The 13,268-nt window shown below is 60.1% G+C and carries 13 protein-coding genes; 2 read left to right on the forward strand and 11 right to left on the reverse strand.

Features of this window, described 5'->3' with window-relative positions; translation table 11 throughout:
• The first annotated feature begins 59 nt into the window (after window positions 1-59).
• Complete coding sequence (locus tag G518_RS0105770; RefSeq protein WP_051236100.1) at window positions 60-1,166, forward strand: YeeE/YedE family protein; 1,107 nt, start codon at window positions 60-62, stop codon at window positions 1,164-1,166.
• 5 nt (window positions 1,167-1,171) lie between these two features.
• Here the strand turns inward: G518_RS0105770 and G518_RS0105775 are convergent, their stop codons facing one another.
• The 5 genes from G518_RS0105775 to G518_RS0105795 all read right to left on the reverse strand — a co-directional run bounded on the left by G518_RS0105775 (window position 1,172) and on the right by G518_RS0105795 (window position 6,098).
• Window positions 1,172-1,819: a c-type cytochrome gene (locus G518_RS0105775; RefSeq protein ID WP_084651499.1), complete on the reverse strand. Its 648-nt coding sequence runs from the start codon at window positions 1,817-1,819 to the stop codon at window positions 1,172-1,174.
• Window positions 1,820-2,116: 297 nt separating this feature from the next.
• Window positions 2,117-3,403 carry an NAD(P)/FAD-dependent oxidoreductase gene (locus tag G518_RS0105780; RefSeq protein ID WP_028601723.1) on the reverse strand — a complete coding sequence of 429 codons (1,287 nt, stop codon included), beginning with the start codon at window positions 3,401-3,403 and terminating at the stop codon, window positions 2,117-2,119.
• Window positions 3,404-3,415: 12 nt separating this feature from the next.
• Window positions 3,416-3,724 (reverse strand): c-type cytochrome, encoded by a 309-nt coding sequence (locus G518_RS0105785; RefSeq protein WP_028601724.1) that lies wholly within the window; start codon window positions 3,722-3,724, stop codon window positions 3,416-3,418.
• A gap of 208 nt (window positions 3,725-3,932) precedes the next feature.
• Window positions 3,933-4,232, reverse strand: coding sequence for an ArsR/SmtB family transcription factor (locus tag G518_RS0105790; protein ID WP_028601725.1), 300 nt, complete (start codon window positions 4,230-4,232; stop codon window positions 3,933-3,935).
• A gap of 258 nt (window positions 4,233-4,490) precedes the next feature.
• Window positions 4,491-6,098, reverse strand: a complete 1,608-nt coding sequence (locus tag G518_RS0105795) for an ABC transporter permease (RefSeq protein ID WP_028601726.1) — start codon at window positions 6,096-6,098, stop codon at window positions 4,491-4,493.
• A gap of 143 nt (window positions 6,099-6,241) precedes the next feature.
• Between G518_RS0105795 and G518_RS0105800 the strand changes: the two genes are divergently transcribed.
• The gene (locus G518_RS0105800; protein WP_028601727.1) at window positions 6,242-7,321 is read left to right on the forward strand and encodes an ABC transporter ATP-binding protein; all 1,080 of its coding nucleotides are present in this window, start codon (window positions 6,242-6,244) and stop codon (window positions 7,319-7,321) included.
• A gap of 523 nt (window positions 7,322-7,844) precedes the next feature.
• On the opposite strand, the gene G518_RS0105810 is transcribed toward G518_RS0105800, so the two are convergent.
• The 6 genes from G518_RS0105810 to G518_RS0105835 all read right to left on the reverse strand — a co-directional run bounded on the left by G518_RS0105810 (window position 7,845) and on the right by G518_RS0105835 (window position 12,716).
• The gene (locus G518_RS0105810) at window positions 7,845-8,582 is read right to left on the reverse strand and encodes a lysophospholipid acyltransferase family protein (protein WP_028601729.1); all 738 of its coding nucleotides are present in this window, start codon (window positions 8,580-8,582) and stop codon (window positions 7,845-7,847) included.
• A gap of 4 nt (window positions 8,583-8,586) precedes the next feature.
• Window positions 8,587-9,912, reverse strand: coding sequence for a dihydroorotase (locus G518_RS0105815; RefSeq protein WP_028601730.1), 1,326 nt, complete (start codon window positions 9,910-9,912; stop codon window positions 8,587-8,589).
• Window positions 9,913-10,019: 107 nt separating this feature from the next.
• Window positions 10,020-10,976 carry an aspartate carbamoyltransferase catalytic subunit gene (locus G518_RS0105820; RefSeq protein ID WP_028601731.1) on the reverse strand — a complete coding sequence of 319 codons (957 nt, stop codon included), beginning with the start codon at window positions 10,974-10,976 and terminating at the stop codon, window positions 10,020-10,022.
• A gap of 2 nt (window positions 10,977-10,978) precedes the next feature.
• Window positions 10,979-11,509 carry a bifunctional pyr operon transcriptional regulator/uracil phosphoribosyltransferase PyrR gene (gene pyrR, locus G518_RS0105825; RefSeq protein ID WP_036593622.1) on the reverse strand — a complete coding sequence of 177 codons (531 nt, stop codon included), beginning with the start codon at window positions 11,507-11,509 and terminating at the stop codon, window positions 10,979-10,981.
• Window positions 11,506-11,940 (reverse strand): Holliday junction resolvase RuvX, encoded by a 435-nt coding sequence (ruvX, locus tag G518_RS0105830; RefSeq protein ID WP_051236081.1) that lies wholly within the window; start codon window positions 11,938-11,940, stop codon window positions 11,506-11,508. Before ruvX ends, pyrR begins: the two co-directional genes overlap by 4 nt.
• Window positions 11,941-12,116: 176 nt before the next feature.
• Window positions 12,117-12,716: a YqgE/AlgH family protein gene (locus tag G518_RS0105835; protein WP_028601734.1), complete on the reverse strand. Its 600-nt coding sequence runs from the start codon at window positions 12,714-12,716 to the stop codon at window positions 12,117-12,119.
• Window positions 12,717-13,268: the final 552 nt, after the last annotated feature.

The raw sequence follows: 13,268 nt of genomic DNA on the forward strand, positions 1-13,268 counted from the left end.
AATGTCGCGGGCCATCTTGCATCCTATATTTATAAGTCTTCACTGAATTATTCAAGATGATGCCTGATCTGGCAAGTTTGGTTGACCGATTTGGCACAGGCCTGATCCTGGCCGTCGGTGGCGCGCTCATCGGCGCACTCTTTGGCTTTCTGGCATTTCGCTCACGCTTTTGCCTTCGTGCTGCCGTTATCGAATTCTGGCACGCCAAGTTTGGTGAAAAGCTGTCTGTCTGGTTGCTCGCCTTTTCCACGGCCGTGGTGCTAGTGCAGGCCTTGGTGGCTCTGGGGTGGCTGGATGTGAGCGGCGCACGGCAACTGGCTAATCGCGGTAGTTTGTCCGGCTCGTTGATAGGAGGCCTGTTGTTCGGCGCCGGAATGATCATGACCCGCGGTTGTGCCAGCCGCTTGCTCGTGCTGTCAGCCGGTGGCAATCTGCGCGCCCTCCTTTCAGGCCTGGTGTTTGCGGTCACCGCACAGGCGGCGCTTTCGGGTGCGCTAGCTCCCCTGCGCCTCACCTTGAGCGGCTTATGGACGGTCGAAGGCGGTGCCGCAAGAGACTTGCTGGCGGTCATGGGAATAACGCCCTGGGCAGGACTGGCACTGGGTTTTCTGTGGTTGGCGGTGGCCATAGGCTTTGGGCGCCGCGTAGCTTATAAGCCGTGGATGTGGCTAGGCGCCATGGGCACAGGACTCAGCGTGGCGCTCGCCTGGTGGTTCACCTACGAGGTTTCGCAGGCCGGCTTCGACGTTGTGCAGGTCCAGGGACTGACCTTCAGCGGGCCTTCCGCAGAGTGGTTGATGCGGGTGCTTTCCCAGCCCGCGCCCCCCATAGGGTTTGACTTCGGCCTGCTTCCGGGTGTGTTTGCCGGAGCCTTTCTGGCTGCTTGGCGCGGGGGTGAGCTAAAAATTGAAGGGTTCAGCAACGGCCGCAGCATGGCCCGCTATATCTGCGGAGCCATAGCGATGGGCTTCGGTTCCATGCTGGCAGGTGGCTGTGCGGTGGGCGCAGGAATGACGGGAGGAGCCATCTTCTCACTGACCGCGTGGCTAGCCCTGCTGGGCATGTGGGTAGGAGGTGGCTTGATGGAAAAACTGATCGGCGAGCCTGTTCACACTACGCACGCAACTTCACAGAAAGCACCGATGGTGGTTCAGGTGGCTCCATAAGCCGCCTACTTGCCGCTCAGGTACTCCGACACCGCCGCCATCTCCAGAGCAGTCATTTTCTCGACCACGCTGTGCATCACCGCATTGTCGTTAGTACGTTCACGCTTATTGAATTGCTTCAGCTGCGCTAGTGTGTAGGCCGAGTGCTGACCCGCCAGACGCGGCAGCGCCGCACTGCCTGCAGCGTCTTTTCCATGACAGCTGGCACATGCGGGAACCCCGCTGAGCTTATTGCCCACATCGAAGAGATATTGCCCGTGCTTCGCCAACTCTGGGTCTTTGGCCGCCTCCTGATGCGCTGGACGGCTGGCGTAAAACCGGCCCAGTGCAGCCATGTCGTCAGGCGAAAGATTAGTCACCATGCTGGCCATAGCGCTGCTCTTACGCTTGCCGCTTTTGAAGTTGTCTAACTGCTTGGCGATGTACTCCGCATTCTGCGCAGCTAGCCGAGGAAACACCTCACTGGCCGACTCCCCATCGGGCCCATGGCAAAGAAAGCAGGACCCCCCAATGATCTGCTTGGCCCGCGCCTCGTCCGCTTGCGCGTGAGCAACACCGGTCGATGCCAAAAGCGCCAGCGTCAGCGCAGCAGAACGTGAAAGACACCCCAGCCAAGCATGGCGATGGCCCCAAAAAGAACGCTTCTGCCCCATTTCAAACCTCCGTAATGCAAGCCATCTTAAAAGGCCGCGGAGCAGACCATCCGCAAACTACCGCAGAGCGGGCTCGGCCAGCCCGCTGGCAGTGTCCAGAGGCGTGGGGGCGCAGCGCGCCCGCATGCAAAAGCCTCACCACCCGACTACGGCAGTGAACCCGAAGAGGAAGCCCCCGCGTCAATTCAAAAGGCCGCGGAGCAGGCCATCCGCGAACTACCGCGGAGCGGGCTTTGCCCGGCCGCTGGTGGTGTCCCCCTGGGGGGAAGGCGCGACAGCGCCTCAGGGGGGAGCCTATCAAGCAAGGCTGTCAGCCCAGATGTTGCGTGCCCAGGCCATAGCGTAGCGCCCTTCCAGCTCACTGGCGGCTACGGAAACGCCTCCAGAGTTTGGCACCGGAACCATGGTCTTCTGGGCTTCTTCGTATCTATGCACGCTGGCCACGTGCACGACATCGGTATCGCTCACAAAACTGTAGCAAGTGTTGTTGTAGATCGGCAGCGCATTGGGTGCGCGCCCTGACAGCAGCGCGACGATGGCCGCCGCGGCGACTTTACCGTGCTGGTTGGCCATGTGACCAGATTTGGGCATACCGGGCGCGACCTGCAGCGAATCTCCCAGGATATGGATATTCTTGGCCGCCTTGGATTCCATGGTGAGCCAATCAACCTCGCACCAACGCTTGTTGGCGGTCGTCAAACCCGCGTTGTGGGCAATATCGCCTGCGCGCATGGGAGGTACAACGTTCAGGACCTGCGCCTTGACGTCATCGTTGAATTCGAACTTGAGCGTACCAGTGGCCGCATCGACATCAGTGGCCACGTGCTTGGGACGGTATTCGATGATGCCTTTATAGCGCTCTGCCCAAGCCTTCTTGAACAGAGGCCCTTTAGAGGTGACATCGTCATTGGCATCAAGAATCAAGACCTTGGATTTTGGCTTTGCCTTGCTGAAGTAGTGTGCCACCTGGCACGCACGTTCGTAGGGGCCGGGTGGGCAGCGATACGGGGCCAGCGGAATGCTCAGCGCATACACACCGCCATCAGGCATGGCTTCGAGCTGACGGCGCAACGCCACTGTCTGAGCTCCCGCCTTCCAGGCATGCAGCACACGCTCTTGCGCGCCGGGCTTGCTCATACCGGGCAATTGATCCCACATGAAATCAACCCCTGGCGAAAGCACGAGCCGGTCATAGCTCAACGTACTGCCATCGGCCAGACGTACCTGGCGCTTGTCGGCATCAATGCCTGCGGCGCGGCTGCGCACCAGCTTCACGCCATGGCGGCGGGCCAGATTGTCGTAAGGCACAGTCACATCGGCGATCTGCTTGCTACCGCCCAGAACCAGATTGGAAATGGGGCAGGAAACAAAAGCTTCAGCGGGTTCCACCAAGGTAACTTCTATGCGGCCTTCTGACCACATCCGCAAGTACTTGGCTACGGTGGCGCCACCGTAGCCACCGCCGACCACAACGACTTTTCCACCGCTGCCACCGCCCACGGAAGCGCAACCGGATACCGCAACGGCCGCAGAAGCCGATGCCGACGCCACCGACGTGGCTCGAATGAATTGACGACGATCCATGAGACTTCCCCTTTATTTTTTCTGAGCCGCGAACCAGGCTGCAATCGCTGCAAGCTGCTCGTCAGAGTAGCCTTTGCTGAGCTGATGCATGATGGTGGCGGGCTTGGCGCCACTCTTGAAATCCAGCAGCTTTTTGAGCATCTCGTCCTTGTTGGCGCCGGCCAAGGGTTCATTGCCAGGTTGTGCCTGGCCATTGGTGCCATGGCAGCTGGCACACGCTGCCGCCCAACTACGTACTTGGAGGGGATCGGTTTGGGCGTTGGCAATGGAGCCGGCCAGCAATAGCGCGGCTGCGGCCAAACGGGCGAGTGAAGCAGACATGGGGACGTACCTCCGGTCGTGGTTAGCGGGGCGCTCTGTACAAAAACCAAGCGCATTCTTATATGTAAACAAGTCTGATGATAGCGAGACTTATATGCGCTTAAATAGGAAATTTCCCTGATTTCCGCATAAGCGACTTTTGAGCGAAGAGTGCTGACCGCTCAGGGCCGAATAAAGGGTATTGGCCCCAGGAGGATTTCCAGGAACTTCAGTGGGACGCCACGCTCTCAGCGACTTCGGCGCAAATGGCCCTGCACAACGAAACCACGCGTTCGTTGTCGATCCTGTAATAGATCAGCACCCCCTCGCGCCGCTTTCCAAGCACACCAGCCTTGTAGAGACTATTGAGGTGCTGGCTCATGTTGGGCTGGGTCGTGGGAATGAGGCTAAGAAGCTCGCCCACATTTTTTTCGCCATAACAGAGCGCATTGACGATTTTCAGACGCATTGGCGCAGACATGACCCGAAACAAGGCCGCTGCAGCACGCAACTCGGCGTCTGATTTCATTTGAGTTTAGAAGCGAAAGCTCGGCACGTCTCAGGAAGGACTGATCGTGAGCATAGGGTCACCTTCTGACAAGAAAAGCTCATCGAAGCACCTTGAGTGAGTGGTTATTTGGCCGCTTGGAACCTACTACTAATGCGGTCAATGGGACTTTTAGATTCGATATTGGATGGCACATCGCTTTAGCCACCCTTGCGCAGGATCAAGAATATCTGAAGCGTCCCCGGCACACCAGCCCTTTAAACAGGCACCTGGTGTCTTTTAGGATTTTTTTCGAAGCGTCCTGCTGAGAAAAATGACTGGCAGCAGACCCACGGCCACCAGCGCCAGCGAAGGCAAGGCGGCTTCTCCCAGGCGCTCATCACGTGCCAGCTGATAAGCCACGACGGCCAGCGTGTCGGAGTTAAATGGGCGCAGCACAATCGTTGCAGGCAGCTCCTTCATCACATCAACAAACACCAGCAAGGCGGCTGCAAGACCTGCGCGGCGTAGCAGCGGCCAATGGACGCCCGTCAGCATGCGCAGCGGCCCGGCGCCCAGCATGCGTGCCGATTCATCCAGGCTCATAGGAAGGCGTGCGTAGCCACTTTGCACCGATTGCAATGCCACCGACGAAAAGCGCACCAAATAGGCCCACAGCAGACCCAGTACGGTGGCGGTCACAAAATAACCCACACGCGCTTCGGGCCATGTCGCCTGCAACCAGCCTACCGGCAGCAGCAGGCCCACCACGATCACCGCGCCCGGCACGGCGTAGCCAAGCGAGGCGATTTGCACCGCGGCGCGCGTCAGTATGCCCGGGGCACGGCGGACACTGGCGGCCAGCAGCAGCGCCACCGCCACCGCCAGCACGGCCGTGATGCCTCCCAAGCGAATGCTGTTCCAGGTCCAAACCAGAAATCGATCCCAGGGAAGTACTGACCAATCAGCGGCCAGAGGCCTGAGCATGAAGGCGACGGGCAACAAGAACCCCATCAGCACCGGCAAGGTACAAAGCACCCATGCCAACGCCAGGCGTGAGCCCGTGAGCAAGATCGGCCGCGCCTCATTGGAGGAAGCGCGCGAGGTCGCGCTACCGGCAAATCGCATCCGTTTCTGCGCTCGCTGCTCTATCCACAACACGACCACCACGAACGCGAGCAGGCCTGTGGCGAGCTGCGCTGCGGCAATGCGGTTGTCCATGGAAAGCCAAGCTTTGTAGATACCGGCGGTAAAGGTTTGCACGCCGAAGTAGCTGACCACCCCGAAATCCGCCAGGACCTCCATCAAGGCCAAGGCAGTGCCAGCGGCAATAGCCGGGCGTGCCAGGGGTAGCGCCACTTCGCGCAAGCGACGCGGAAGAGAGGCTCCCAGGAGCCGCGCCGCCTCCATCAATTGCGGCGCGCGCTCGGTCAGCGCGGTTCGGGCAAGCAGATAGACATAGGGATAGAGCGAAAACGAAAACACCCAGGCGGCGCCCCAAAGGCTTCGCACCTCGGGAAACACCCGGCCTTCGAGCCCGAACGTGGCGCGCAACCAAGTCTGGAAGGGACCCGCGAACTGCAGGAAATCGGTATACGCATAGGCCGTGACGTAAGCCGGCATGGCCAGGGGCAGCAGCATCAACCATTCAAAACTGCGGCGCCCGGAAAAATCGAACACGGTCACAAGCACTGCCGCCGGTACGCCCACTGCCACCGCGCCAACCCCCACCATCAATAACAAGCCCAGTGTGGAGAGCACGTATTCCGGCAACACCGTGGCCGCCATCTCACGCAGAATCCCCAGACTCGTTTCATTCCAGTTCGCCCAGGATGCCACCACGGCCAGCACAGGGAGCACCAGCAGCAAAGTGATGAGTAACAACAGGAGAAATTTGATCGCGCGCACGGAAAAGGGCTTGGAAACGGCAGCTAACCGCTTGCGCGGAGAGAAAATGGCACTACATACCGTCAGAACGTATTTACGATCCAGGAACGTGTTCCGAGGATAACGGCAAGCACCCCGGAAATTGTACGCATCTACAATCCGCCATGTTTCTAGAGGTTGAACAACTTGAAGCGCGCTACCCTGGCCGGGAGCGCCCGGCTGTACAAAGGGCTTCGCTCGGACTGGCTGCCGGCGATATTGGCGTTTTGATCGGCCCCTCGGGGTGCGGCAAAACCACCCTGTTGCGCGCTGTAGCTGGGCTGGAGCGCGCCAGCGGCGGCAAGATCCTTATCGGCGATGAAATCGTCAGTGGTGAGGGTGTGCACATGCCGCCCGAGCAGCGCCGCATCGGCATGGTGTTTCAAGATTACGCCCTCTTTCCCCATCTGGATGTGGAACGCAATGTGGCCTTCGGGTTGAAGCACTTGTCAGCGGCCGCACGCAGAGCCCGTGTCACGGAAGTTCTGGCGCTGGTCGATCTGGCGGGCAGTGAAGGCCGCTTCCCACATGAGTTGTCAGGGGGTCAGCAACAACGCGTTGCACTGGCTCGCGCCATGGCGCCCAGTCCACGGCTGCTGCTCCTGGATGAGCCCTTCTCCAATCTGGACGTAGACCTGCGCGAACGCCTCGCGCAAGAATTGCGCGGTATCTTGAAGGCCGCACGCGCCACCGCGCTGTTTGTCACCCATGACCAGTTGGAGGCGTTCGCCATTGGTGATCAGATCGGTGTCATGCATGAGGGGCGGCTGCACCAGTGGGATGACGCCTATTCGCTCTACCACCGCCCAGCCACACGCTTCGTAGCCGATTTCATAGGCCATGGCGTGTTTGTGCCCGCGCGTATTCGTCAGATGAATGGCAGCGCCCTGGTTGAAACGCCCCTTGGTGAGCTGAAAAACCTGACGGATTGCCCGGTGCCTGATGCCTACCCCGACGGCCGCTGCGACATCCTTTTGCGAGCAGATGACATCGTGCACGACGACCTCTCCCCTGTGAAAGCCGTCATTATTCGCAAGGCATTTCGTGGCTCGGAGTTTCTCTACACCCTGCGCTTGGTCAGCGGTGAAGTGGTGATGGCCCACGTACCCAGCCACCACGACCACCAAATGGGCGAGTGGATTGGAATCCGGCCTGAGGTTGACCATGTGGTGACATTCGCGCCGGAAAACGGCGCGCCGGCTTGAGTTCTGGCTTTAGTGCCAGGCCTTTCAGCGTCTCCGCTTTTCTTTCCCCCAATAGGGGAAAGACCAATAACCCGAAGGCCGAGCGCAGCAATGGCCCGAATGGGTATCCCACCCCTCTGGCCGCGCTGAGAAGCGCAGGGCGAGGGGCGTGCAAGAGCACTGAAAGATGCTCTTGCTTCGTGAACTGACTTGCGGCAGCTGTTTGACCGAAGAGAGCGAAGCGAACGAAGGGAGTTCTGCCGCACCGCCCCTCGAACGAGCATCGCAAGTTGCCCGGAGCGAAGCGCAGGGACGCGTCCGGTGGGGCCGCCTTTCTTTGGCCTACATTTCTTTGGCGGAGCAAAGAAACGTAGGTGCACTGCCGGGGGCAATCCCGGCCTCCGACCTTGAGGAAAAAGCAGAAGGCAATTAGCAACGTAGCGCTTAATCAACCGCCGCTTGCCCTCACGCCGCAGCCGGCCGCCCCAACCCTCTCCCAGGGGGAGAGGGAGAAAGAGTAGGAGAGGGAGTAAAACGGCACTCGCTAATACGTTCTAAGCGCATCCACCGCCTGCCGCAACTCCCCCGCCCACTCCCTGCGCTCCCTCAACTCAGGCAACTGCGGCTCCCCAAAACTGACCACCGCCCGTATCCCAGGCGTAGTGAGCGTGCGCCAGATCGAGCCCACCAAAGTTTCATCACCCACATAGCAAGGCGCCAGACTGATCTCCCCGGTCACTTTGTCAACGAATTGAAGTGCCATTGGTTGAACAGGAGCGCCTGAGGAGATGGCCGCTTGCAGTAAATTGGCATGAAACGGCAGCAGCGCCAAGCCGTTACTGGTAGTGCCCTCGGGAAACACCGCTAGCACCTCGCCTGCTTTCAGCGCATCAGCCATGCGGTGGACCGTGCGCAATGCATCGCGGCGCGACTCGCGCGTGATATACAAAGTACCCGCTCCCGTGGCCAACGCGCCGATGAGCGGCCAAGCCTTGATGTCTGCCTTGGATACGAAGCGGCAGTAACGGGCCGCGTGAATGACCACAATATCCAGCCAGGAGATGTGATTGGATACCAGGAGCACAGGCCCATGACTGGGCGGTGCGCCGCGCACCTCCAGATCGATTCGCCAGATCCGCAGCAACCCCCGCGCCCAATCCACTACGCAAGCCTCCCGCTCGATCCGGGATAGCCTGGAAAACCGAAAGCGAATCGTGAAGTAGCCGCCGAATACGTGCAGCGTCCCGCGCAGCACCAGCCAGACCGCCGTGAACAGCTTCACTGGATTACTGGCTGAGGCCGGCTAAAGAGTCTTGGCGCTCGAATGCCACATGGCCCCCGACCAAGGTAGCGCGCACGCGCCCATTGAGCTGATAGCCCATGAACGGGGTATGTTTGCCCTGGCTGCGCAAGGCCTCCGGGGTAAGTTCCCACTGCTCCTGGGGATCAAAGACACACACGTCCGCCACGCCGCCTACTTTCAGTTGCCCGCAGCTGTCTTGCGGGCCGCTAAGGGCACGTCCGAGGATGCGAGCCGGAGCGCTGGTCATGGTCGCCAGCGCACGCATCAGGCCAGCGCCGTCTTCAGCCCATTTCAGAGCCAAAGGCAGCAGCAACTCAAGCCCCGTCGCACCCGGCTCAGCTTCCGCGAACGGCAAGGTCTTGGTATCCGTGTCCACGGGTGTGTGGTCTGATACCAGTGCATCAATGGTGCCGTCCGCAAGACCGGCACGCAACGCATCGCGGTCGCGCTGCTGGCGCAGCGGAGGTGATAGCCGTGCTGCACTGTCGTAGTAGCCGATGTCGAGATCGGTCAGATGCAGTGAGTTGATGCTGACATCGGCCGTGACAGCCAAGCCATCTGCTTTGGCGCGGCGCACCAACTCAACCCCCGCCGCGCTGGAAATCCGGCAAAGGTGGAGGTGCAAACCAGAGCCTTGCATACCGCGAACGATTTCAAACAAGGTGTGCAGCGCGATCGTCTCAGCCATGACAGGTACACCTGCCAATCCCATGCGGGTGGCCAGGGGGCCGCTGGCAGCGACGCCGTTGCCAAGCCACGCGTCCTGCGGTCGCAGCCACACGGAATAGCCAAAGGTCGCAGCGTATTGGAGCGCGCGCTGCAATACCTGTGTGTTGACAATCGGAGAATCCGCTTGACTGAAGGCAACGCAGCCGGCATCAGTCAGTTGCACCAGTTCGGTAAGGGTTTCGCCCTTGAGGCCGCGCGTTAAAGCACCCAGGGGGAGCAAGCGTGCCTGATGAAGCCTTTCGGCGCGCATCTTGAGCATCTCCACCAAACCTGGCTCATCTAGCACGGGATCGGTGTCGGGCAGACAAACCACGCTGGTGACACCGCCCGCCACGGCTGCACCCATCTCGCTTTCCAGCATGTGGGCGTGTTCATGGCCAGGTTCACGCAGGCGCGCCGCCAGATCGAGCAAGCCCGGCGCCACCACACAGCCGCGCGCGTCGATGGTGCGATCAGGATTGAAATCGTTCGCCACACCGCCAATCGCGAGAATGCGACCATCGGCGATCGCCACGTCGGCCGTTTCGTCTCGGCCCGAGGCCGGGTCGATCACACGGCCATGCTGGATCAGGATCTTCATGATGTATAGGTAAAACGATGGTCAGTTAGAGCAGGCGCGGCGAACATTCAAGGCCAACAGCGCGCGGACGCTGGCTTGGTCCATCGGCAGGTGGCCCAAGGGAGTTCTCATGCTCCGGCCACAATGCTCATCACGGCCATGCGCACCGCAATGCCAAAAGTGACTTGCGGCAAGATCACGCTTTGCGCGCCATCGACCACGGCTGAGTCGATCTCCACACCTCGATTGATGGGTCCAGGGTGCATGACGATGGCATCCGGTTTGGCCCACTGCAGCTTCTCGGCCGTGAGCCCGAAATTCTGGAAAAACTCCTGGCTGGATGGGAGCAATGCGCCACTCATCCGCTCGTTTTGCAGGCGCAGCATGATGATGACGTCTGCATCCTTGATGCCCTCTTCCAGCGAGTAACACACCCGCACCCCCATGGGGGCCAAATCCGCGGGCAGCAAAGTCCTGGGGCCCACCACACGCACTTCGGCGGCCCCGAGGGTGGTGAGGGCGTGAATGTCAGAACGCGCTACGCGTGAATGCAGCACATCACCAACGATGGCCACCGTCAGGCCACTGAAGTCCTTCTTGTAGTGCCGAATGGTGTACATGTCCAGCAGGGCTTGCGTAGGATGCGCGTGGCGACCATCGCCAGCGTTGATCACGTGCACATGAGGCGCCACATGCTGCGCAATCAGGTAGGGCGCGCCGCTCTCGCTGTGGCGCACCACAAAAATATCCGCCGCCATGGCACTCAGGTTGGCCACCGTATCGAGCAAGGATTCGCCCTTAGCGGTGGATGAGCGCGCGATATCCAGCGTATAGACATCAGCTGAGAGGCGCGTGGCGGCAATGTCGAAGGTGGTACGGGTGCGCGTGGAGTTCTCAAAGAACAAATTGAACACGCTCTTGCCCCGCAAAAGAGGCACCTTCTTGACTTCGCGATCACTCACGCTGACAAAATTGCCTGCGGTATCGAGGATGTGCGTGAGCACGTCGCGCGAAAGTCCTTCGGTGGAGAGCAGATGTTTCAGCTCACCGTTTTTATTGAGTTGCGGATTGCCTCGAGCCAGCATGGTCAGATCTTTTCTATCCGGAAACTGAAACGACCGTCGTCCTCGCGCGCGAGTTCGAGCGATTGTGTACTGGGCAAGGCCAGACGGGCTGCGGCGAGTTCCGCCGCGACGGGTAATTCCCGCCCTGCCCTGTCCACCAGCACGGCCAAACGCACGCAAGCTGGACGCCCATAGTCAAACAACTCGTTGAGCACGGCCCGAATGGTGCGGCCGGTGTAGAGCACATCGTCCAGCAGCAGAATGTCCGCGCCATCTACCTCAAACGGCAATGACGTCTGGCCAGTGGCAGCAAGACCCCGCTTGGCAAAATCGTCACGGTGCATAGCAGATGAAATCGCACCGGGCTGGCCGGGAAGGCCCAGATCGGTGTGTAAACGATCTGCGAGCCATTGGCCGCCGGAGACTATGCCCACCAACTTGGTATCGGCGCGCAGCAACGGACGCACGGTGCGCAGCAACTCGCCATAAAGGGCCTCAGCATCCAGGGTCAAGGCCCCCACCGCTGATTCGGCAACACGGGCCGATGAACTCATGAAAGGCTCCTCAAGAATTGCTCCAAAATAATGGCCGCCGCCGCCGCGTCCGCATCGCGCGCGCCATTGGCGTGGGCTTCCGTCGTGCTGTAACGCTCATCCACCTCATAAACCGTCAGGCCAAAGCGACCGCGCAACTGGCGGGCAAAACGCCGAGCCCGCACCGTATTTTCATGTTCGGCCCCGTCAGGATGAAATGGCACACCAATCACCAATGCATCGGGTTGCCATTCTGCAATACGCGCTGCAATAAGCGGCCAACGTGCATCGCCCTCAGCACGCACCGTCGCCTGGGGCGTTGCAGTGCGCAGCATGCGATTTCCCACCGCCACACCGGTTCGCTTCAGGCCAAAGTCAAAAGCCAGAAAGCTCCCGTGATTGAGAGGTACGGTGGTATCCAATTCAGCTATCCCTTGCAGATGACACCGCATCCAAGCGACCAAGCGAATCGTGCTTCTCCCCCGAAACCACGGTAGAGACAAACCGACGGCTGCGGAGCAAGCCACAAGTGGAACGCCGTGGACGGACCTGCGCCGGCCACTGGCGTTGTCTCCCTCCCGAAGAGAGAGGGGGAAGGCGCCATAGGCGACTCAGGGGGTGCCTTACCTCATGCATGTCCGGCGTCAGGGGCAAGCATCCACGTTTCCACGCCAAGCAGCTTGAGCGCGCGGTCGTAGCGCTGCTCCACTGGTGAATCGAAAATCAGGCCAGTATCTGCATCCACGGTGAGCCAGCTATTACCGGCAATTTCGGATTCGAGTTGCCCCTCTCCCCAGGCGGAGTAGCCGAGCGTGACCAGCACGCGTTTCGGGCCGCCACCACTGGAGAGGGCCTCCAACACGTCTTTAGAGCTCGTCATCTCCAGGCCACCAGGCACCGTGAGCGTGGAGGCATAAAGCGACTCTTCGGGTGGAATACCTTCTACCTGCACCGGCTCATGCAGCACGAACCCGCGCTCGGTTTGCAAAGGGCCGCCATGAAAAACAGGCTGTACGACCAGATCCTTGCGATCCAGCGGAAGATCAACCTTCCGGAACAGATCGGCCAGACTGATGTCGCCGGGCTTGTTGATGATCAATCCAAGCGCACCACGCTCGTTGTGTTCGCAGACGTAGACCACGCTTTTGGAGAACGAGTCGTCCTCGAGGCCCGGCATCGCGATCAGGAAGTGGTTTGTCAGGTTGATCGACTGAGGATCTTGGGGCATGGGTAGATTCTACCGAGCGGATCGCCCTCGCCTCTCGGTTAAGGCTTTTAGAGGGTGTTCAGATGCGCAGACTAGCTCTTTGAGAGGCTTGAGCCGTTCTTTCTCCGTAAGGAGGACCAATACCCCCAGGGCCGAGCGAAGCAATGGCCCGAGTGGGTATCCCACCCCTTTAGGCCGCGCTGAGGAGCGCAGGTCAAGGGGCCGGCCATCCGGGGGCGGGCAAGAGCACTGAAAGATGCTCTTGCTTCAAGAACTAGCTTGCGGCAGTTGTTTGAGAGTAGAGAGCGAAGCGAACGAAGCGAGTTCTGCCGCACCGCCCCGGATGGCCGGCCCCCTTGACCGAGCACCGGAGGGTGCCCGGAGCGCAGCGCAGGGACGCGGACTTGGGGTCGCCTTTCTTTTGCCTACTTTTCTTCGGCCGGCGCTCCGGTGGCGAATCAAAGAAAAGTAGGTGCACTGTGCTGGTCTAATTTCGAAAGACATCCCGATGAGGGAAATCAATGTCTCACAGGAATAGAAATGACCAAAGCCAAGACTAGGCGATCGTTCGAC

It is taken from the genome of Ottowia thiooxydans DSM 14619, assembly GCF_000422885.1.
Classification (GTDB): domain Bacteria; phylum Pseudomonadota; class Gammaproteobacteria; order Burkholderiales; family Burkholderiaceae_C; genus Ottowia; species Ottowia thiooxydans.

Excerpts from the sequence above, each read along its gene's own strand:
- G518_RS0105770 (WP_051236100.1), top strand. The coding sequence starts at position 60 with ATGCCTGATCTGGCAAGTTTGGTTGACCGATTTGGCACAGGCCTGATC.
- G518_RS0105775 (WP_084651499.1), bottom strand. The coding sequence starts at position 1,819 with ATGGGGCAGAAGCGTTCTTTTTGGGGCCATCGCCATGCTTGGCTGGGG.
- G518_RS0105780 (WP_028601723.1), bottom strand. The coding sequence starts at position 3,403 with ATGGATCGTCGTCAATTCATTCGAGCCACGTCGGTGGCGTCGGCATCG.
- G518_RS0105785 (WP_028601724.1), bottom strand. The coding sequence starts at position 3,724 with ATGTCTGCTTCACTCGCCCGTTTGGCCGCAGCCGCGCTATTGCTGGCC.
- G518_RS0105790 (WP_028601725.1), bottom strand. The coding sequence starts at position 4,232 with ATGAAATCAGACGCCGAGTTGCGTGCTGCAGCGGCCTTGTTTCGGGTC.
- G518_RS0105800 (WP_028601727.1), top strand. The coding sequence starts at position 6,242 with ATGTTTCTAGAGGTTGAACAACTTGAAGCGCGCTACCCTGGCCGGGAG.
- G518_RS0105815 (WP_028601730.1), bottom strand. The coding sequence starts at position 9,912 with ATGAAGATCCTGATCCAGCATGGCCGTGTGATCGACCCGGCCTCGGGC.
- G518_RS0105820 (WP_028601731.1), bottom strand. The coding sequence starts at position 10,976 with ATGCTGGCTCGAGGCAATCCGCAACTCAATAAAAACGGTGAGCTGAAA.
- pyrR (WP_036593622.1), bottom strand. The coding sequence starts at position 11,509 with ATGAGTTCATCGGCCCGTGTTGCCGAATCAGCGGTGGGGGCCTTGACC.
- ruvX (WP_051236081.1), bottom strand. The coding sequence starts at position 11,940 with ATGCGGTGTCATCTGCAAGGGATAGCTGAATTGGATACCACCGTACCT.
- G518_RS0105835 (WP_028601734.1), bottom strand. The coding sequence starts at position 12,716 with ATGCCCCAAGATCCTCAGTCGATCAACCTGACAAACCACTTCCTGATC.